Raw genomic sequence first — 21704 nt, 5'->3', positions numbered from 1 at the left:
GGTATGACAGGTCAAGCTTGAACGTCGCTGGTATTTCCGTTTGCCGACTGGATCAGGCGCCATCGATCCCCGCGAAATCCGCTCGATCAAATCCGGGAATAAAATCGGGGAGATGCGAGTCTTGCCCTGAGATCCGCACTCTCACAAAAAGAGCGCGGTTCGACCACGATATGCCTCAAAACGACTTCTTGCGATTGAAGCTGTGTTTGATGAACGCGGCAGGCGGAAGTTGACTCACATTTCAGGCCCGCAGCCGCCTTGCAGGGATCGAGTATATCTATGTCAGGAACAGGTTTTGTTCTATATTTATGCCGAGGCCGTCGTCTCGGTGTTTGTTTTGCTGACCATTTGGTCAGTTTAGAGGCGACTTGCATCCCGTTTGGTCTGCTCTTGTGTGCGGGGTGTCACGCCCAAATCCGCCGTACTTGCTAGGATCCATATCGGCGCGGTGTAAGTCGCCAGATTTTAGGAGATACCGATGACGAGCAAATTTGAAGTTCGGCGGGGCCTGCTTTTTGGGGTCCTGGGAAGCGGGCTGGCTGTCGTGCTTGCCAGCTGCGCGTCAGGTTACCCCGACGAGCCCGTCTATGTGGACGAACCGGAACCGCCGCGCCGCAAGATGAGGTCCACCCGGCCTCATTACAAGCCGATGTCCCATCGCAGGCGTGTGATCGTGGAGCCGGATGCGGACGACAGGATGCCTGGCGGCAGTAACGGCGGCGGCGGGGGCGGTGGCGGTGGTGGCGGAAATGGTGGCGGCGGCTCGAGTGGCGGCGGCGGTGGCTGGTCGGATCGCCGGCTCAAGACCGATATCCGGGCCATCGGCCAGTCTCCCAGCGGCCTCACGATCTATCGCTTCCGTTATGTCTGGGGCGGTCCGGTCTATGTCGGAGTCATGGCCCAGGATCTTCTCGAGACCCATCCCGATGCGGTTATCCTGACCGACAGCGGCTACTTCATGGTCGACTATGATCGCATCGATGTGAAGATGACGATGCTGGCGGATTATCAAAGGTCCGCACCCCTGCTCGGTCGCGGCGCGTAATGCTGGCGGCCGCATCGAACCTGGCGAAAAGCCAGGTTCGATGCCGTGGAGAGGGCCGTGCCTGTCGGTGCGGCGGCGCTGTCAGAACAGGTCGAGACGAGGGTTGCGCTTCTGCCAGGCCTTGCGGGCGAGCAACACGACCGCGTCGTCGACATCCGAAGTCGGGGCTGCCGCATCGCTGCCCAATTCGGCATTGAGCTTGTCGATGACCTTCTGCTTCTCGGCCAGCGGCAAAGCCCGAAGATTTCCAATTTCTTCCTTGTGTTCGCCGTAAGCGTCGAGTGCGACGGCGAGGCTCGAATACCAGGCGGCCTTTTCCAGATCGCGCTGCGCCGCCGGGCCCTTGGAATAGATCCAGCCCAGATTGGATGCCGCGTAGAAGTCGCCGCGTTCGGCGCCGATCTCGTACCAGCTTATGGCGCTCGCCAGATCCTTCTTGACGCCATTGCCCTTGAAATACATGGCGCCGATATTGGTGGGCGCGCTGGGATGGCCGCCTTCGGAGGCCTGCTTGAACAGTTCCATCGCCATGGCCGGCTTGCGCGCCACGCCTTTGCCGTCGAGATAGGCGATGCCCATATTGCGCATCGCATAGATGTCGTTCCGCGCCAGTGCGGCTTCGTAGAATTTGACGCCGCGCTTGGGATTGGCCGGCAGGCTCTGGCCGTAATAATACATGGCGCCGACCGCATTCATGGCATAGGTATGCCCGAGTTCCACGGCCCGGTTGAGCAGCTTGACGCCCTCTTCGACGGATTTGGGAACGCCGCGGCCGAGCGTAAGGTTGCGGCCATAGGCGAGCATGGCATAGGGATCGCCCCGGTCGGCGCCCATTTTGAACAACCTGTTGGCTTCGACCAGGTCCTGCGAGCGGCCTAGGCCGCGCTCGGCCAGATAGCCGAGCTCATAGTAGGCACGTGTATAGCTTGCGTCGGCGGCTGCATTGAAGAGCTCGATGGCGCCCGCGACGTCCTTGTCGGCCAGCTTGGCGCGGCCGAGTTCATATTTGTAACGCGCGACATTCGGAAATTTGGCGACAGCCTCGCCACAGGCGGCGATGGCGGCCTTGGCATCGATCTCGTTCGGCAACTTGCCGGCGGTGACGCCTTGAGGATCGAGCGGCTCGCCCGCCTTGTCGTCGCAAATCGGCACGAAGGACTCGATCTTGCCGGTGACGACCTGGCCCTCGCCTCCGGGCTGGTCGACCTTGAGCTGCACGCTCTGCACCTTACCCTCCGAGCCGATCGAAGGTTCAAAAGTGATGGACCGGACAGCGTTCTGGTCGACGACGTCCCCCTCGGCCAGAGGTGCTCCATTGAGATACATCGTGCCGAAACTCGGTGCCGAGGTGATCTGGATCTGCGCCCCCGTCGCGGCACGCACCAGCGGAAGATCGTCCAGCATCGCGACCTGGCCGACGCCGATCGGAACGCGGCGAGGCTTGTTGAAGGTTTCTCCAAGCAGCGCGGCGACCTGTATCGGGGCCTCCTGCACGGTGAGCGTATCCGCCCCCTGCTTGGGCGCCGGGCCGATCTTCACGGTGACGTTCCTTGCGATCTGGATGGGCGCCGCCGCGGCAATGCGAATGACCGGCTTGGCCAGGTAGATCGGTTGGGTCAGCGTGCCGACCGACCACGGGCGCTGACGCTTGTTGGTTGCCTCCCACACGTCGGCAGTTACCTTGTCGAGTGCGCGTTGCACATCGACACCCAGCGTGAAGGAATATTTGACCATGGAGGCCGTGAACGGCGAATTATCGCCCGTGCCGTCCTCCGCGACCGCCCCGGGTTGGGTCGAATAGGCGATGAGGCTGCTCGGCGGGCTGGACTGGGGCGCAAGGCCGACACCGGCGACCGCCATCTGCTTTTCGGGCCCGACCAGGAAAGAACGGGACTGGAAAGGATTGTTGCGGCACGAATCCAGATAGATCAGCTGTGCCTTGGAGTTCTGCTGCATATAGGCGAAGATCGTCTTGACGTTGATCGTCTCCACCTCCAGATCGGCGGGATCCTTCAGCTTTGCATCGATGGGAATGATGCGGTTGTCGCCGCCCACCTGGATGCCGTGGCCGGAATAGTAGAACACGCTGAGCTCGGCGCCCGGCAGCGAGCGGATGAAGCGCTGCAGGGCCTTGTCGAACTCATTACGGTCGAGATCGAGCGCCGACACCACCTCGAAGCCTTCGCGCTTCAGGGCGGCTGCGACGGCCTGTGCATCCTTGTCCGGATTGTTGAGCTGCGGAACGACCGTGTAGTGGCTGTTTCCAACCACGAAGGCCACGCGCCGCTCTGCCGCCTTCACGCCCGCCGGCAAGGCAAGCATGACGGCCGCAAGTGCAGCAACTGGCAGACGAGTTTTCCAGGCGAGGCAAGGACGCATGCCCGGGGTTCGTTTTGAGGTCAGCATCTCCACCGACGCCTCCTATACTATATTGATCCTATGATATCAGCTTTCGAAGCAATTTACTGCTACTCTCGAAATGGTGATATCGGTCTATTCCGAAAGAATAGAAGAGAAAATAAGAATACCTTACTTAGCTCCTCGAATGTCTTGTTTCCACGCATCGATGCGACATCCTGGTTGATTCAGGATTTGTCATCCTACTTCTCGTCTTTGCGTGAGATCTCGCTGAGAAGAGCGTTGAAATCCTTGGCTACCAGGGATCTCGCCTTCTCGATCAGCATGGGGATCGGGCTTGAAGGCTCGATGTTGTTGTAGAAAATCTCGATCTGACGCATCAGCGCTGTGGCCTCGCCACGTGTCGCCACAGAATAGGTACGGGCCTCTGCCTCCGTCTCGTCCGGCTTGCCTTCCTCGACCGCCAGCGCCGAAAGCTGGGCGAAGTTCAGGGCAAAGGGCATGGTACCGCTGATCTGGATCTTCGCTTTATCGACCAGTCCGGGCGCCAATATCTTCATGACTTCGACGAAGGATTTGCCGACGAGTTGATGCGCCTGTTTGAGGAGGAGCCTGGCCGGGCTCGACGGTTCCTTGCCTGCATAATAGATCAAGACCGCCGCCAGGGCGTTGGAAGCCTCCTTCACCGAGGCGACATCCGAGGGTGCGAGAGGGGCGGATGCTGAAGGGGCGGCGGCGGTTTCCCGCACCTCATCGGCCTCGGCGGGCTGCGCCGATGCCAGGCCCGGTTCCCGCGTGGCGACGATAGCGCCGACATAGGCGCGGATGGTGCGCACCAGATCCGGCAATTGCTCGAATTGCGGCGCCGCCTCATGCCCCGCCTTGTCGATGAAAAGCTGGCGCAGGCTGTCGAGGCTGGCAAGGATGGTTTCAAGATGGGCCGTCAGATCGACAAGATGCTGAAGCGGCTCGAAACGCACAAAGGCGTCTTTGATGCTCGAGGAGTCGACGGCCGTCTCTCCCTCGCGAGGGGGGAGTTTGCCTTCCCCGACCAGAACCGAGCGCATCGACAGGGCGCCGAGGCGTTTGTCGTTGATCAGGGTGGCGCTCTGCAGCGGCAGGACCACCGTCGGCAGGTCATCGAGCGATTTGAGGAAGGCGGACCTCAGTTCCGCGCCGCCGGCCGTCTCGGTCGGATGGCAATAATCCCATTGCGCAAGAAGCAGGGCGTTTGTCGCTGCTATGGCATCCACGAAACCGGGCAGATCGTCCGACAGAATGTGATATTTCGCCGCCAGGATGAGATAGCGGAGATCGCGCGATTTCTCCAGATGGGCGCGCAGATCCGCAAGGGTCTGCTTGGACTCAAACGACTTCCTGTTGAAACTGCGATAGCTCGCCGGCAATTGGCCCTCGGCGACGGTAAGAAAATTCTGGGCATCGGAATCGGTATCGGGATCCGGTCCGCAGGGAGCGTCGGCTGAAATCTCTTTCTCGATGCCGGCATAGACTGCCATCTTGGCCTGCCTGTTGGGGTGCCACTGGAGCAAAGTGCGATTTATCCGGACCGCATTCTTACTCTAACTCTTCGGTCCGACGTGTCTTTGCGATTTGAAGCGGTTCCTTCAAATCGCAAGCGCTTTTGGAAATGATGAGGTTCTGCGTCTTTACCCGCAACCCCCCATATGGGGGAGGCCGCGGAAATGCTGCGTCGGTCGCCGCCGGCGACCATGGTCGCTTCGGCACCAGGTTTTGGATCGAGCGATCCTTTATTTCGTCATGCGAGAGTACCGGCTGACCTAGCGTTCCGCTGCCTGGCCCTCCTCCAGAATCAGTCCTTGCTTGCGCACCAGCGGCAGCCAGAGGATGGTGGCGGTGCCTTCGCCCCGTTTGCTCAGCACTTCCAGCCTCGCGCCGAGGGCTTCGGCGCGCTGCATCATGTTCCGGCGGCCGCGGCCTATGGCCGGTGCATCCATGTCGAAACCGCTGCCATTGTCGGCAATCTCGATGCGAAGGCCCGGCCTTCCCTGAAGCAGCGCCATCTTGCATTGGAAGGTGAGCTGCGTCCCCCTGCTATGGCCCATGGTGTTGCTGACCGATTCCTGCAGGATCCGCAGCACATGCAGGGCGCTCGGTGCATCGAGCCAGTCGAGTTCGGGCACGTCCTCGACCATCCATTTGACGGCGATTCCCGATTTTCGCAGTTCGGGCTCGTAGCGATAGCGCAGACTGGCGAGGAGGGTGGCGACATTGCCCTCCACCGGCTCGAGCGAGTCGACCGCAACGCGCAGATCGGTCAGGGCGCCCTTGAGGGCGACCACGGCCGTCGTGCTCTCCTTGCCCTGGCGTTCGGCGGAAGCCAGGGCCGCCACCAGGCTCGAGCCGATGCCGTCATGGATTTCCCGCATCAGGCGTTCCCGCTCAAGTTTCACGGCATGGGCGATTTCGAGGGCATGCCTGGCGCTTTCGCTCGCCAGCAGGTTGGCCTTGGTGGTCTCGATGCGCTGGCCCAGCGCCTGGTTGAGCCTTTCCCGCGCCTCGGCATTGGCCAGGATATGCCGCATTATGACGAAGCCGCTGAAGCCCAGCACGATCACGCCGACATAGGGCGAGAACTGCACGCTTTTGCCGGGCCAGATCGTTCCGGCATAGAGGTCGACGCCGAGAGCGCCGAGTCCGAGCGCATTGAGGGCCGCCAGAGCCAGTCTCTCAGCCGCGCCGATCTGCGTCTCCGCCCTCGTCGCGAAAAAGCCCAGCATGAGCAGCGATACGCCGATGCTCGCAAGACCCGCGATCCGTGTGAGCTCCCAGCCATGAAACGGGATCGCGGCCACGCCGAGGCCGAGACAGGCGAGGGCCGTCGCGACCACCAGGCCGCGGGGAAGGCTCGCGCCGACAAGGCTCGCTGCCAGGCCGAGCGTGGTGAAGAGCACGGGGTAGAGCAGGGCGATCCGGCTGGCCGGAAGATCGGGGAGCCGGGCTCCGATGCCGGTCAGGCCGGCGAGGTTGAACACGCACCAGGCGATACCCGCGCAGCAGAGCCAGGCCAGCACGCCTTCGCGCCGACGCAGCAGCCAGCTCATCAGAGCGATTGCCGCGATGACGGCCAATGTATCGGTGGCAAGCAGATGTCCCAACTGCCTCAGATCTTCCGCAACCGGGCTCATCGCACCGTCCTCGAACCATAACCGACGATACGCCCAACGCGCTTTGCTCCGGCCTCGGCCGCCCAAGTCACCCGTCAACTGAGCGAGGCGTCTAAATCATGAGAGCGACCGACCCTCAGACAAGAATAGCAAGAATGTCGAAACCCGCCAGTCCCAGATGCGAGAACTATGACTGGGACCCCCTAAATGTGGGAAGCGACAAGACGTCAATGCCATAGACGCTGAACTTGAACAGAGCTAGCCTTGATTGGCCGACGTGATGGAGCGAGGGCAGGCTGTGGCACAAATATTCGGTCAAGACACACGAATGGGTTCTTTCACGAGCAGCCTTGGCAAGGACAAGCTCGTCGTCACCCGTTTTGAAGGGTCGGAGGGCCTCAGCGAGCTTTTCGAATATCGCCTCGAAGTGGTCAGCGACGACAATCAGGTGGATTTCGACAAGATCCTCGGCACCAAATGCCGTCTGGAAATCCAGTCCCATCACGAAGGGGTCAAGCGCAGTTTCAACGGCGTGCTGGTGGAGACACAATGGATCGGCAGGGACCAGGACCTGCGCTATTACCGCCTGGTGCTCCGCCCCTGGCTGTGGCTGCTGACCAGGACCACCAATTGCAAGATCTACAGCCACATGACCGTGCCCGAGATCATCAGCCAGGTGCTGAACAATCGTGGCTTCATCCAGTTCGAGCAACGCCTGACGGAAAGCTATCCGCAGCTGGAATATTGCGTGCAGTATCGCGAAAGCGACTTTGCCTTCATTTCAAGGCTGATGGAGGAATACGGAATCTATTATTATTTCGAGCATAACGAGTCCGATCATAAGCTTGTCATGGCGGATGCGAGTGCGGCCCATGAGCCCAAGCTCGGCGGTGCGGCGCTCGAATTTGCAGCCGTCGGCCTCGACAATATCACCGCGAAGGACAGGCTGAACGAATGGGCCGAGGGCAGGCGCCTGCGCTCCGGCAAGGTCACGCTCGACGATTACGACTATCACAAGCCGAGCACCGACCTGATGGCGGAAAAGGCGGCCAGCGCCAGATATCAGCATGGCGACCTCGAACTCTACGACTATCCCGGCCGCTACACGGAGAAGGGCGACGGCACCACGCTTGCCAATGTCAGGCTCGAGGCCGAGCAGGCCATCGACAAACGCGTGATCGCCGGCGGCGACGCCGTCACCTGCTGCCCGGGCTTCACCATGACGCTCGACGGCAATCCCCCCGCCAGCAAGGGGACCAAATATCTGATCGTGCGGGCCCATCATCTCTTCCGTGGCCAGGCCTATCGCTCGACGGACGCTTCCGGTGAGGAAGGCTATTCCGGCAGCTACGAGTTTCAGCCGCTCGATATCGCATTCCGGGCTCCGGCCGTGACGGCCAAGCCCGTCATCCACGGGCCGCAGACCGCCGTGGTGGTCAGCGACGTGGACGACCAGTGCCGCATCGAGGTGCAGTTCTTCTGGGACCGCGACAAGAGCCAGTCGCGCTATGTGCGGATCGCCCAGAACTGGGCTGGAAACGGCTGGGGCGACGTCAAGATCCCGCGCATCGGCATGGAAGTCGTGGTCAACTATATCGAGGGTGATCCGGACCACCCTCTCGTGACGGGCAGCGTCTACAATGCCGAGAATGTCGCGCCCTATGTGAAGGACAAGCTCAATGCGGTCTCCGGCACCAAGACGCAGACGCTCGACGGATCGGGCTATAACGAGCTGATCATGGACGACACTGCCGGCAACGAGCTGATCCGCTTCCATGCCCAGAACGATCTCGAGGGCAAGGTCGAGAACGACGAGCGGCGCGAGATCGGCCAGAATGTCGAGGTGAAGATCGGCAACAGCCGCAACGAAACCATCATGTCGACCTGGACGGTGAAGGCCCATCAGAAGATCGAGTTTATCGTCGGGAACAGCACCTTCACCATGACCCCCGTGGGCATCCAGCTCAAATCCACCTTCATCACATTGGAATCGGATGCCGTGATGAGCCTGAAGTCGAACGGGCTTGGCCAGGTCAGTGCCGCGGCCCCCCTGACGGTCCAGGGCGCCCTGGTTTTCATCAATTAGGCCTGTTTCCCCCGGCCGGGCGGACAGGCGACCGCATGCATCAGCAGCAACGCAGTGGATTTCCGGGCATCGATTGCGATGCTGCGGAGCATTTTTGGTTGGACGAAAGCGCTGGAAATTGCAAAAATACGTTTAAACAAAGAGTTAGCGCGAAGAACGAGCCCGTCTTATTGGCTCGCTCGTGTCATCCCGTCGCAATTTGTTTGCAAGTTGTGACCGAGCACACATCGCAGCATGCAATGATGCGATATGGAGCATGACCGGGCGTCGAAAGAACGTATTCGTACGGTCGCAGGAGACGAGATGAAGTATCTTCGGTTCTCGACGGCCCGGCAGGTGATCGAAGCCTTTCCGAACCTCGATGGCGAGTTTTCCGGATATAATCTCGACCTTGAGCCTTTCGCATTCATCGATGCCCTGCTGGCGCAGGGCGGCGCGCGCAAGGCCATGGCGTTCTGCGCCTTCGTGCTGCCGCGCCGCGAGGCCGTGCAATGGCTGAGCCTGGCGCTGCGCCGGCGGCCGCAGCCGCCGAGCGGGGCGGAGGCCAACCTGCTTCGCCTGGTCGAGGACTGGTTGAAAAAACCCATGGAAACCACGCGCCGGGCCGCCCTCGACGCCGGCATGGACGATCCCGAGAAGGGCGCCTTCGCCTGGGCCGCGCTGGCGGTGGGCTGGAGCGGGGGCAGCCTCTCGCCCAATCCCGAACATCCGGTGCCGCCGCCCGCGCATTTGACCGGCCATGCCGTGAATGTCGGCTTGACGCTGTTGGTCGCCGGCCTGCCCTTGGCCAAGCAGGTCGATGGCATGGAGGACTTGGTCGGCGATGCCGTGGCGCTGCTGCGCCGTGGCGGTTCCTGATCGAGGCAAAGTGCGATTTCACGACATCTTGCTGTAACCCTCTGTTCTGACGTGTTTTCTAGTCGAAAGGCCTATCAATTTTTTCGGGAAACGCTTTAGTTTATCGTATGCCCACGACGTGACGGGACTTTGCAACTGCCATGCTGACACTCAAGATCGAGAACTTTGATCGCCTGCCCGATGGCGGGCCGTTGGAGTTCGCGATCGACAAGCGCGGCTTCGATTTCGGGCGCGACCAGCATCTCGATTGGACCCTGCCCGACCGCAACCGGGTGATCTCCGGCAAGCATTGCGAAGTGCGTTTCTACGACGGCGCCTATTGGCTGACGGATACCTCGACGAACGGCACCTTTCTCAACGGCTCGAGCAAGCGCCTGCAAAGCCCTTATCGTCTCGCCGATGGCGACAGGCTGGCTGTGGGCGACTATGTGCTGGCGGTGTCGATCAAGCTGCCGCAGGCACCGGTCCAGCCGGCCCAGCCGGTGCAATCCCCCGGTCCGAGCCCGTCGCTGGCAGCCGCGGACATCTGGGACAGCCCGCACGAAGCGCCGCCCCCCATCGATGCGAGCCAATTGTTGCCGCGGCTGAGGGAAGCCGACCGCGGGCCGGATTTTCTGCACCAGGCCGCCTATGTGCCGCCCCTTCTCGATGAACCGGAACCGATCCGCAAGCCGAGACCGGCCATTCCGGCGCCGACACCGGCCGCCGCACTGTGGGAAAGCGAGGATCCCGAGCCGATCGCACCCGTCCACCGGATTGAGCCCGCCGAGGCCGAACCGGTGGCGGAGGAATCACCCCCGAGTGTGGCCGCGCCCCGGGAAGCGGCCGAGGCACCGAGGCCTGCCGTGGCGAAGAGCACCCCGGGGCCGCCGCCGGGCGATGGCGGCGCGGCCGAGTTCATTCGCCGCTTTGCAGCCGGCGCCGGCATTCCCGAAAACGTCCTCGGCGGCGTCGATGCCGGCGATCTGGCGGAGGATGCCGGACGGCTCCTCAATATCGCCTGCCTGCATGTGATGGCCCTGCTGCGGGCAAGGGCCGAGGCCAAGGCGCTGTCGCGCGCCGGCAACCGCACCATGATCAGCGCCGAGGACAACAATCCGCTGAAATTCATGCCGACCCCCGAGGAGGCCCTGCGGGTGATGCTCGGCCCGCGGACGCGAGGCTATCTCGACGGCAAGGCCGCGCTCGAGAATGCCTTCGGCGATCTCAAGATGCACCAGGTCGCGTTCCTGGCCTCGATGCAGGCGGCGCTGACCGAACTCTTCGACGAATTGTCGCCCGATGCCATCAAGACTGCGGCGGACGCCAGGAAATCCCTGTTTTCCGGCAAGGGCAATTATTGGGAGCTCTATGCCGAGCGCTGGGCGGCCAGGGTCGGCCGGCGTGAACATGGCATGCTCGGCGCCTTCCTGGAGCTCTATGCCGAGCACTATGACAAGCTGAGCGCTTCGAACCGCAACCGGCATTCGTAGAGCAAGGCATGCTGGATGCAGGGGCTCTTTTGCTTTTAATGTGAGCGACTAGCCTGCGACGGCGCAACCCATGATGTACTCAGACAGGATTGAAGAACAACGGCCCGCGGTCAGCTGGAAGATCAAGCATGCCGAAGCGCCCCCCGCGCTCCTATGCACAGGATTGCCCTTTTCGCGGGCTCCGATAGTGGCGACGAGCGCTGGGATGTAGTCGCTTGACCGATCGATACTAATGCTCGTCTCAATATTCGTATCGCCGGATTTACGGAGGTGGGGTTAGAGAAGTAATAAATATTTTAAGCATATTTTAGAGTCGTAATTTTAATCAACAATAGAAAAAATCTTAAAATAATTGTTACATTTTTACTTCAAAAAGCCGCTAAATACTAAAAATATATTTAATGTATTTGATATGCAGGTAAATAATATAATTCTGAATTATAGATATAATCCAAATATTAATCACGACGCGCAGAGTTATGTCATGTGAATTCGAGCTTGCATTTGTATTCTCCTCGTCGTTGATTGGCCGGAGTGTCAGCAAGGGTCAGGAAAGTCATGAGGGCGGCTTATATTCTATTCCCGTTAGGGTTTGTGTGCGTCTTGGGGAGCTGTGTTGATAATAAACCCCTTGAGAAAGGTTTGAGAGTGGGCCCATCCGTCACGCGTCATACGAAAAAAGATCAGTCGCTTACGGTGTATAGCGCCTACCAGGTTGCCAATGATTGCATCATGTATGATCTGCCGCCCTCTATCAAGATTACCACGCCTCCGTCGAATGGCGTTGCTACTGTTGTTCAGGTGAGGGACCATCCCGCTTATCCGAAGACAAGTCATCTCTACAAATGCAACGAACGGATGATACCGATGACGGCAGTCAAATATCAGCCAAATCCGGGCTTCACAGGCACAGATCACCTCGGGTTGCAGACCATTTTCACCGGTTCTCTTCGCTCCCCGGATAAGACCGAGATTGCCGTGGAGGTGACGCCGTAGAGCGGCTTGCCGGGAGTTTGAATCGAGGGGTCTGCTGAAAGAATGCACGATCATTGTGGTTGGGTGTTTCGACGCATCTTTGCGACTACGGCCGAATCCATCAAATCGTGAAACGCTTTGGGATGCATCGCCGCGATCCTCACTGTAGCAGCGACAACACGGAGCTCTTGAGAGCGGCAAAGGCCGGATCGCTGGCGAATTTCGCCAGCGGTTCGTTATTGGCCGTGGTGGTGCCCGTATCCTGCGATGGTGTCGAAGTGCCTGCCACCGCCGCACCCATCTTCTTGGCTGCCCAGGCGATCAGGAAGCTCAGCGTCTTGCCCTGCTCGAAGGGGTTGGCCCGTACATGGGCGGCGCCGAACACGTCGGAGATCAGGCTGTTCTGCGGGCCTCGGAGCGCCTTGACCGCGCCGCCCGAGCCGAGGAAATGCGCCAGATAGAGGTTGCCGGGCGTGACGGCATGGCCAGCCTGCCGGATCACCGCGGCATTGTCGCGGGTATGGGCTGTCGTCATCGCCCGCGCGAGGTCGCAATTGGTGCGCATCGCCAGCACTTCCTGGCGGCTGCGGCCGACCAGGAGATCCGGGCGATGCAAGCGGATGGTGGTCATCCAGGTCGACTCGATGAACTGGCCGAGCCCGACCGCCGTGGAGAGCGGATTGGCCGCATTGCACTTGTTGCCGCTTTCGATGGTGATGATGCGGCCGACGAACTGGTCGACGGCGCCGTTGGCGCCGCCTGTGGTCGCGGGCGCAGGGGCGGCCGTGTTCACCTGGCTGTCGGCGACCGGGTCGACCGGCACGCCATTGTTGCGAACCTCGAAATGCAGGCGCGGCTCGCGGCTGGAGGCCGGCGTGCCGACATAGCCGATGGCTTCGCCGGCCTGGACGCTGCTGCCGACGGCAAGCCCGGTCGCCGCCCGCGCGAGATAGCCATACATAGACGTCTTGCCGTCGTCATGGGAGAGGCGCACCACCGTGCCGAAGCCGCTTTCCTCCCCGATCGCGGTAACCTTGCCCGGATAGGCGGCGACCACGGGCGAACCCACGGGAGCCGTCCAGTCGATACCGTAATTCATCTGGGTGGCGGCGCTGTCCGTGCCCTGGGGGCCGAACCTGGCGACGATCACGCCGTTGACGGGCGTGACCATGCCGCCGCCGTCGGGCAGGCTGCCTTGCCCCGCCGACGACACGCATTCGAAGGGGGCGCCGGCCTGCGGCTGCATCACATAGCAATCGAGATTGCCGGTGGTACGCCCGATGCTGACGAAGACGATGCGGCCGAGGCCCTGCTTGGAATCCCGGGGCGCCGGCGAGTAGATCAGCGAAATCGTATCGCCCGGCTGCACCTTCTGTTCCAGGTCCTGGGCCCGTGACAGCAGCATGATCGCTTCTCCGATCACCGGGGCCGGCAGCCGGTTGCGCAGGGCCGTGAGATAGATCGCATCGAGCAGGCGCGGCTGGTTCTCCGGATCGACCTGTACCGGCGCCAGCGGTGCGGCGAAGGGATCGCGACGATACCAGGGGTCCTCGGAGCGCACAAAGGTGCCGACATCGTTGAGTGCGATGGAGCCGACGAGCTCGGTCTTGGCATAGACGGACATCTGCACCGGCTGCATGCGGTTGGGGTCGCCGTCCACGGCGACCGCGCGCACCACATAGCGGTCATCGGCCTCCAGCATCGGGCGGTTATAAAAGGTGGTGAAGGCCTCACCGGCTGCGTTTGCCCGCTGGGTATCGAGGCCGAGATTGTTGAGCGCGTCCGCAAGGCGGATGCGCGCCTTGGCCTTCTCGGCAAAATCCGCGACCCGGTCGCCGGTGCTGGTGCTCGAAGCCGCGATCGAGGAGGAGCCGGTGCTCGCGTCGATGCTGGGTCCATTGTCCGTCGTGCCGCTCGCAGCCGGCGCCTCCTGCGCGATGGCGATGTCCTCCTGGGAACCCAGCACCGCGACCTGCGACTGCGGCGTGGGCAGGTCGAGCACGTCCTTGAGACGGAACACCTCGCTCTTGATGCCGAGGCTGCCCGCCGCCTTGCGCTGCGTATCGCTTGCCAGCTTGATCAACTGGCGTGGAGCATCGGCGAGCTGCGGCACGATCACCGGATCTCCGCTGAGATCGATGATGCGCGGCTTGATCGCCGCCCGGATCAGGGCCTCGTCTTCCGCTTCATTGTCCTCGCCCTGCACCGGAACGAGGCTGGCCTGCAGATCGCTGTCCGTCACCACGACCTGTTGCCGGCTTCGATCGGGCGCGAGCAGATAGATCGTGGTCACGGCCGAGCCGAGGCCGAGAAAGACGAGGGCCGCGGCCATGGTGAGATAGACCAGCGGGCCTGCGGGGCGGGCGGCGGGCGGAGCAGGTTTGGCGCTCTCCTTGGAAGCACTTCCGGCCGCGCCGGCACCGGCCATTGCCGGCTTGGCGGCTTTCCTGGCAATTCGCGCGGCCGGCTTGGCCGGCGCGATGATGGTGGCGTTGCTGTCTTCTTCTCCAGGCTCGGACTGCGGCTTCGCCATGGCCGGCCGGGAAGGATCCGCGGGATCGGAGGATGGTTGCCCGGCTATGACTGTCTTCTCGTCCATGGCAAGGGCGTTGATGAGGTTAGGGTTTGTCGTCGGGACGGATGAAGACCGTCCACGAGCCGGTATCGCCGGTGTCGACCTCCTTGAACTTGGCCTGCACGAGGCCGCGCACCCAGCAATCCCAGGGCTGGTCCTGCACTTTTTCGATTTTGAAGCGCTTGGTGTCGACGCACATGTCCCAGTTTCCCTCGAATGCGCTGTCACCCGTTGCAGTCGTCGCATAGATATAAACATATCTAAGCTTGAGGTCGGTCAGGTCTTCCTTGATCGGCGTGACGCAAGTATTGCCCGGCAATGTCCACCAGCCCTCGGTGGCGAATTTCTTGTCAATTTCGGCGCCGATGGCAACGTTGTACAGGGTGACCGACTGATTACACACCCGGAAAGCTGCTTCAGCCTGGCCACCATGGGCCAAAATCAGGCCAAGCGGCACCGTGGCGAAGCCGAACCTTCGCAACCATAGATGTTGAGGAAACAGCTTCCAGAGCACGGACCGATTGTACCACGCGAATACAAATTTCGTAGCTGCCGCACCTCTTCCTGTCTACCTCACAATGGGGGAGGCGACAGTCGAACGCCTGTTCTAGACTACGCAGGTAGGGTCGATGTAAGCCGGTGGATCGCTTGACTTCCTCAGGTCATATGGCACAGTTCATAGGAAGCCGAGAGAATTTGCTCGCGCAACGGCCGAACGTTTTTTTGGCGAGGCCTTGCGACAGCATTGCCGAGCCTGACAATCAAACAACCAAATCCTTCGGGCGGCTGATCGATGTCCTGGTATAGCAAAGTCGCTTGGTCGGAAGGTCTGTTCCTCCGGCCGCATCACTTGCAGCAGGGCGATCGCTATCTCGAACATCTGCTCGAGGGCCGCACCGGCCAGATCACCCCCTATCCGTGGGGTTTCAGCGAGATCGAGATCGATCGCGACCTGGCGCAGCAAAGCAAGTTCGGCCTGCGCCGGGCCGCCGGTATCCTGCCGGACGGCACGCCGTTTCGTTTTCCGGGCGATTGCCCGCCGCCGCCGCCCGCCATGGTGCCTGAAAATGCCGCCGGGCTGTTCGTCTGGCTGTGCATGCCCATGGCCCAACCCAACAGCCGCGAGGTCGACGAGCCGGAGTCGGAAAGCGGCAGCCGCTATGTGGTGCAATCGGAGACGCTGATCGATGCGTCCTCGGCTCTGCAGATCGAGGAAGAGATCGATATCGCGGTGCCGCGCTTCAGCTACGAGATCCGGCGGACACCGAAACCGGGCTTCGTTTGCATGCTCTGCGCCCGGATCATCGAGGTCAACGACAAGACCGTCGTCTTCGACGAGCGCTTTGCCCCGCCCGTGCTGGTGGTCGCCGCCCATGCCGCCGTCACCGGCTGGCTCGATCGCGTGATCGGCTGGGTCGAGACCAAGCTCGACGAACTGGCGCGCTTTGCCTCGGACCCGCGCTCCAGCGGCGGCATGCAGAGCGTCGACTATTTCGTGCTGCAGATGCTCAACCGCGAAATCCCGGCGCTTCGGCACATGCGCCGTTCGAAATATACCCATCCCGAGCGGCTCTATGTTGAATTGCTGCGCCTGGCCGGAGAACTGGCGACCTATTCCACCCGCGAACGGCGTGCCAACGACTATCCGGCCTATGACCACGACAATCCTGGCACCACCTTTGCCCCCGTCCTGGCCGACATTCAGCGTTTCCTCAGCGTCGACATCAGTCGTGCCATCCGGCTCGAGATCGTGGAGAAGGCCACCAACGCCTTCCTGGCGACGGTGACCGACCGCAATTTGTTCCGGGCCTCGACCTTCGTGCTCGAAGTGGCGGCGCAGCGCTCGCTCACCGAGTTGCAGACGCAGTTCCCGGCTCTGTTCAAGGTCGGCCCCAATACGCGCATGAACGAGATCGTGCATGCCCACCTTCCGGGCATCGGGCTCATTCATCTGCCGACGCCGCCGGCGCAGATCCGGGCGATCACCAGCCACGTCTATTTCGCGCTCGACCGCATGTCGCCGCTCTGGCCGGAATTCAGCACCGCGAGCGGCATCGGCATGCATTTTTCCGGCGACTGGCCCGGGCTTGAGCTCAATCTGTGGGTCGTCAAGGAAGACGTGAAATAGGACGTGGGCACATGACGAACGGCAAGGGCCCGTTCGGGTCTAACCCCGACTCCGACAAGACGGTGATCAAGCCCAATCCGGGCGGCCGGCGTGACGGCCAGGGCGCGCCCTATCCGGGCGGCACTCCCGCGCCCGCGCAGGATATCTGGGGCGGGCCGCGCGTGGCGGCAGGCTCGGCAGCGCCGCAGCCCTATCAGGCCGCTCTGGCCGAGACGCCGCGAGCCCAGCCGCCCTTGCCGCTCGGTCCCGCCACGGTCGATCTCGAGGCGCTCGGCGTCAGCGACAAGACCGGCGGCCCCAATCCCATCCTCGAAGCGGCCATGCCCTTGCTGCTCGTGCTCGCCAATATCCGCATCGCCAGGCAGGTTCCCCAGGTCGCGCCGATGATGAGCACGGTGGCGCAGGGCATCGAGGCCTTCGAGGCCGAGCTCAATGCCCGCGGCATTCCCGAACCCCAGGTGCGCACCGCCAAATATGCGGTCTGTGCCACCGCTGACGACATCGTGCAGAACCTGCCGAGTTCGGACCGCAATCTGTGGACGCAATACAGCATGCTGAGCCGCTATTTTCAGGTGCGCGACAGCGGCGTCGGCTTTTTCGACGAACTGGCCAAGCTGCGGCAGCACCCGCAGATCAATCACAACCTGCTCGGGCTGATGCATGCCTGCATGTCGCTCGGCTTCGAGGGCAAATACCGTGTCGCCGGCGGCGACGTTCCGCATCAGCAGATCCGCCGCGACCTCTATGAAACCCTGCGCGCCCGCGAGGCACGGGTGACGGATCACATCTCGCCGCATTGGCGGGGCCAGGATATCGCCGCCGCCTATGTGCGGCGGACCGTGCCTTTATGGGCGATCACTTCCGTCGCCGTCGGGGTGCTTCTCCTGAGCTTCCTGGTGTTCCGCTGGCTGCTCGGCGGCTTCTCCGACACGGCGAGCGCCGGCCTGCTCGCGCTGCATCCGACCGGCGACATCCATATCTACCGCACCGTGCCCGCACCGCCGCCCCCACCGCCACCGATCAAGGTCACCACCCAGCTCGAGCGCATCCGCGAACGCCTGAAGGACGACATCGCCGCCAAGAAGGCTTCGGCCGACTATTCCGGCAAGGATATCGTAGTGAGGCTCCTGAACGATTCCCTGTTCGACAGGGGCAGCACCACCCTGCGCCCGGACGCCGTGCCGGTCATTGGCCATATCGCCGCGGCGCTCGACAAGGAACCCGGCAAGATCCGCATCGTCGGCCATACCGACAACACGCCGGTTCGCGCCACGGTGCGCTACAAGGATAACCAGCAGCTTTCCGAGCAGCGGGCCAAGGCCGTCGAGAAGATCCTCGTCGCCGGCATTGCCGATCCCGAGCGCCTGACCACCTCGGGGTTGGCCGACACCGCACCGATCGACCTCAGCAACACGGCCGAGGGCAAGGCCAAGAACCGGCGTGTCGAAGTGTTCATCCCGCGCGAGGATATGTGATGAAGCGCTGGATCATTTTCATTGTCAGCTTCCTGGCCGTGGTCGCGCTGTGCGCGGTGATCTGGCTGGTGCTGCCGCTGGTCGCCGTCGGCGGCATCGAGCCGTTCGACAGTCCGTGGCTGCGGCTGGCGCTGATCGGCCTGTTGCTGGCGATCTATTTCTGCTGGCTGGCCTATCGCATCTACAGGCATGGGCAATCGGCGCGGGCGCTCGCCGAGAATATCGCGGTGCGGGAACCCGAGGATGACGGCTCCGACGCCGGCGTCCTGGCCGAGAAGATGCGGGATGCCCTGCTCACGCTCAAGGGCTCGCGCCGCACCAAGGGCGACTTCCTTTACGAACTGCCCTGGTACCTCATCGTGGGGCCGCCTGGCGCCGGCAAGACCACCGCGTTGATGAATTGCGGCCTGAAATTCCCTCTGGCCGCCCATACCGGGCCGATCGCTGGCAGTGGCGGCACGCGCTATTGCGATTGGTGGTTCACCGAGGATGCCGTCTTCATCGACACCGCCGGGCGCTATACCACACAGGATTCCGATACCGAATCCGACCGCAAGAGCTGGCTCGCCTTCCTCGATCTTCTCAAGCGCCACCGCGAGCGCCAGCCCATCAACGGCGTGCTGGTGGCCATCTCGATCGGCGACCTCCTGTCGATGAAGGAGGCCGAACTCGGCGCCCATGCCGTCGCCATCCGCAAACGCCTGGCCGAACTCAACAATCGCCTGCAGGTGGACTTCCCGGTCTATGTCGTCTTCACCAAGGCCGACCTCATCGCCGGCTTCATGGAATATTTCGGCAATCTCGACCCCGAGGAACGCAAGGCCGTCTGGGGCGCCACCTTCCAGACCAGGAACAAGAAGGAGAACCGGGTCGGTGACGTCGGACCGGAGATCGACCTTCTGGTCTCGCGGCTGAGCGCCGAATTGCCCGATCGCCTGCAGGAAGAGCCGGACCCCATTTCGCGCGTGCGGCTCACCGGCCTGCCGTCCCAGCTCGCGGCGCTCAAACCCGTCATCACCCGCTTCCTCAACCAGATCTTCGAGCCGACGCGCTACCAGACCAGCGCCGCGCTGCGGGGCTTCTATTTCACCTCCGGCACCCAGGAAGGCACGCCAATCGACCAGCTGCTGGGCTCGCTGTCGCGCGATCTCGGCCTGCAGGCCGGCGCCAGCCTCGCTTATTCGGGAAAAGCCAAGAGCTTCTTCCTCGAACATCTGCTCACCAAGGTGGTGTTCGGCGAGGCCGGCTGGGTTTCCACCAATGCCGCCGCGGTGCGCCGCAAATTCCTGCTGCAGACCTCGGGCTATGTGCTCGTCGCCGGCGTGACGCTGGCCGCGCTTGGCGGCTGGCTGACCAGCTATTACGGCAACAAGGCCCTGATCGACCGCACCGATGCCGCCACCGCCGCCTATGCGAACGATACGGCGAGCCTGCTCAAGGAGGATCCGGTCGATGATGCCGAGTTCCCCAAGGTCATCGGTCCACTCGACAGGTTGCGCGACTTTCCCTGGGGCTATGACAAGCTCGAGACCGAGCCGCAGATCAGCGAGACATTGGGGCTGGGGCAGCACAAGCGCATCGGCACGGCAAGCGTCGCGGCCTATCGCGACGGGCTGGACCGGCTGTTGCGCCCACGCATCCTCTTCCATCTCGAAAAGCGGCTCGCCGATTTGCAGGATCAGCCCGAGCAGCTCTACGAACCGCTCAAGGTCTATATGATGCTGGGTGGCGATCCTGCCATTCCGGTGGACACCGCCCTGATCGAGGGCTGGATGCGCGGGGATTGGGAGAACCTCTATCCGGGCGAACCCAACAAGGCCGTGCGCGACAGCCTGAGCCGCCATCTCGACGCCATGCTGGGCATCGAGGGCACGCCGCGTCCTATCGCCCTCAATGGCGATCTCGTCAAGGCGAGCCAGGTGGCATTGACGCGGCTGTCGCTGGCCGAGCGGGCCTTTGCCATCATCAAGTCGGCCGCGCATGACCAGAGCGTCAGGGACTGGACCGTGGCGGGCAATGCCGGTCCCGATGCCGCCGTCGTCTTCGGCACCAATGACGGTTCGCCCGTCGAGAGCGTCGGCGTCCAGTCGCTGTTCACCTATGACGGCTTCTACGCCTTGTTCCTCGACAAGATGAAGTCGGTGATCACGTTGTTGCAGAACGAGCGCTGGGTTCTGGGCGAGGCGGGCAGCACGCAGGCCATCGACGAGCAATATGCCAATCTCGGCCCCGATCTCTACCGCATCTACGACCAGGAATTCATCAAGGCCTGGACCGCGGCGCTCGGAAAACTGAAGCTCAACAGTTTCGCCGCGGACAAGCCCGGCTATGCCACGCTGCGGGCCGCCACGGGCGCCGCTTCGCCGATCAAACTCCTGTTCGAGTCGATCTCGGCGCAGACCAGGCTGACGGAAGCACGGCAGGGCGCTGATGGCGAGGTTGCCGGCAAGCTCAAGGATGCGGCGGCGAAGGCCGCCACCAAGGCCGTGACCAAAGCCGTCGGCAGCAGGCTCGACGACATGGCTGCAATCGGGCTCGATGCCGCCAAGAAAGCTTCTGGCCGCGGCGGCAATGTCGAAGCGCCCTTCGTGCCCGGCGCCATCATCCAGGAACATTTCCGCCGCTATCACGATCTTGTCCGCAAGAACGGCGACAAGAGCCAGATCGACCTTCTGGTCGAGCAGCTGAAGGGCCTCTATCAGAGCCTGATCGACGAGCAGGACTTCGAGCGCGCCGTGCAGGCCCGCCAGAACATGCAGACCTTCCTCGGCTCCATCGCCACCAGCTCGTCGCGGCTCGAGACGCCCTTCGACACCATGTTCCGCGATGCCATGGCGGAATTCGAGCAGAAGATCATCGGCGACAAGGTGGCCGACCTCAAGGGCGACCTGAAAGGCTCGGTCACCCGCGAATGCCTCAACATCGTCGGCAACAAATATCCCTTCTCGCCCAACGGCAAGCAGGAGGTGCCGATCGGCGAGTTCGGCCGCCTGTTCGGACCGAACGGCGTCTTCGACACCTTCTTCCGCGAAAAGCTGGCGGGACTGGTGGATACCTCCGGCGCGGCCTGGGGCTGGAAGCAGAATTCGAAGTTCAGCCAGGCGCTCTCGCCCGAAACGCTGCATCAGTTCCAGAACGCCGCACGCATCAAGGAGGCTTTCTTCAGCGGCCGCGGCACCTCGCCCAATGTGAAATTCGCATTGGTGACGCAGTCGATGAGCCAGAAGACAGCCTCGGTGAGCTTCGAGGTCAACGGCACCAAGCTCGACAGTCCGTTCGGCGTGGTCTCGCGCGGGGATTTCGAATGGCCGGGGCGCTCCCCTGACGGCACCGCCTCGATCACCATGCCCGAAAGCGATGGCACGTCTCCCTCATTGCGCTTCACCGGGGCCTGGGCCCTTTATCGCCTGCTGCAGAAGGGGGACATGCGCCAATCCGGCAACAAGGCGACGGCGCGTTTCGTCGTCGGCGGCCGCGAAGTCACCTATCAGTTGACCTTCGATACGCTCGACAATCCCTTCACCATCCTGTCGCAACTCAAATTCGCCTGTCCGTCGGATCTGTAACTCTTTGTCGGCCATCATGA

General features: G+C 62.3%; 13 protein-coding genes. 8 read left to right on the top strand and 5 right to left on the bottom strand.

Annotated elements, in window-relative coordinates; genetic code table 11:
• Nucleotides 1-478 precede the first annotated feature (478 nt).
• On the top strand, nucleotides 479-1045 hold the full coding sequence (locus J8I29_RS14195) for a tail fiber domain-containing protein (RefSeq protein ID WP_209432133.1): 567 nt from the start codon (nucleotides 479-481) through the stop codon (nucleotides 1043-1045).
• 81 nt (nucleotides 1046-1126) lie between these two features.
• Here the strand turns inward: J8I29_RS14195 and J8I29_RS14190 are convergent, their stop codons facing one another.
• From J8I29_RS14190 to J8I29_RS14180, 3 genes are all read right to left on the bottom strand, one after another.
• Entirely contained in the window at nucleotides 1127-3367 is a 2241-nt protein-coding gene (locus J8I29_RS14190) for a caspase family protein (RefSeq protein WP_209432132.1), read from the bottom strand.
• Between the two features lie 278 nt (nucleotides 3368-3645).
• Nucleotides 3646-4920, bottom strand: a complete 1275-nt coding sequence (locus J8I29_RS14185; RefSeq protein ID WP_209432131.1) for a type VI secretion system ImpA family N-terminal domain-containing protein — start codon at nucleotides 4918-4920, stop codon at nucleotides 3646-3648.
• 282 nt (nucleotides 4921-5202) lie between these two features.
• Nucleotides 5203-6570, bottom strand: coding sequence for a hypothetical protein (locus J8I29_RS14180; RefSeq protein WP_209432130.1), 1368 nt, complete (start codon nucleotides 6568-6570; stop codon nucleotides 5203-5205).
• Nucleotides 6571-6877: 307 nt separating this feature from the next.
• Here J8I29_RS14180 and tssI point away from each other — a divergent pair, with 307 nt between their 5' ends.
• The 4 genes from tssI (at nucleotide 6878) to J8I29_RS14160 (ending at nucleotide 11961) form a co-directional block, all read left to right on the top strand.
• Entirely contained in the window at nucleotides 6878-8635 is a 1758-nt protein-coding gene (tssI, locus tag J8I29_RS14175; RefSeq protein ID WP_209432129.1) for a type VI secretion system tip protein TssI/VgrG, read from the top strand.
• A 303-nt stretch (nucleotides 8636-8938) separates the two neighbouring features.
• A complete protein-coding gene (locus tag J8I29_RS14170; protein WP_209432128.1) occupies nucleotides 8939-9493 on the top strand; it encodes a hypothetical protein in 555 nt (184 codons plus the stop codon).
• A gap of 140 nt (nucleotides 9494-9633) precedes the next feature.
• A complete protein-coding gene (gene tagH, locus J8I29_RS14165; RefSeq protein WP_209432127.1) occupies nucleotides 9634-10965 on the top strand; it encodes a type VI secretion system-associated FHA domain protein TagH in 1332 nt (443 codons plus the stop codon).
• Nucleotides 10966-11697: 732 nt separating this feature from the next.
• Nucleotides 11698-11961, top strand: coding sequence for a hypothetical protein (locus tag J8I29_RS14160; protein WP_209432126.1), 264 nt, complete (start codon nucleotides 11698-11700; stop codon nucleotides 11959-11961).
• A gap of 139 nt (nucleotides 11962-12100) precedes the next feature.
• Here the strand turns inward: J8I29_RS14160 and J8I29_RS14155 are convergent, their stop codons facing one another.
• Both J8I29_RS14155 and J8I29_RS14150 read right to left on the bottom strand, forming a co-directional pair.
• Nucleotides 12101-14473 (bottom strand): M23 family metallopeptidase, encoded by a 2373-nt coding sequence (locus tag J8I29_RS14155; RefSeq protein ID WP_209432125.1) that lies wholly within the window; start codon nucleotides 14471-14473, stop codon nucleotides 12101-12103.
• Between the two features lie 85 nt (nucleotides 14474-14558).
• Nucleotides 14559-15029, bottom strand: a complete 471-nt coding sequence (locus J8I29_RS14150; protein WP_348536016.1) for a DUF1036 domain-containing protein — start codon at nucleotides 15027-15029, stop codon at nucleotides 14559-14561.
• 279 nt (nucleotides 15030-15308) lie between these two features.
• Here J8I29_RS14150 and tssK point away from each other — a divergent pair, with 279 nt between their 5' ends.
• From tssK to tssM, 3 genes are read left to right on the top strand one after another with little or no spacing between them, the layout of a single operon-like run.
• Nucleotides 15309-16643, top strand: coding sequence for a type VI secretion system baseplate subunit TssK (tssK, locus tag J8I29_RS14145; RefSeq protein WP_105860554.1), 1335 nt, complete (start codon nucleotides 15309-15311; stop codon nucleotides 16641-16643).
• A gap of 11 nt (nucleotides 16644-16654) precedes the next feature.
• Complete coding sequence (icmH, locus tag J8I29_RS14140) at nucleotides 16655-18118, top strand: type IVB secretion system protein IcmH/DotU (protein ID WP_209432124.1); 1464 nt, start codon at nucleotides 16655-16657, stop codon at nucleotides 18116-18118.
• A complete protein-coding gene (gene tssM / locus J8I29_RS14135; RefSeq protein ID WP_209432123.1) occupies nucleotides 18118-21684 on the top strand; it encodes a type VI secretion system membrane subunit TssM in 3567 nt (1188 codons plus the stop codon). Before icmH ends, tssM begins: the two co-directional genes overlap by 1 nt.
• The last annotated feature ends 20 nt before the right edge of the window (nucleotides 21685-21704 follow it).

This window comes from Labrys sp. LIt4, assembly GCF_017813775.1.
In the GTDB taxonomy this organism is placed as follows: domain Bacteria; phylum Pseudomonadota; class Alphaproteobacteria; order Rhizobiales; family Labraceae; genus Labrys; species Labrys okinawensis_A.
Note: the sequence above shows the minus strand (reverse complement) of the source record. Positions and strands in the feature narration are given on the sequence as shown.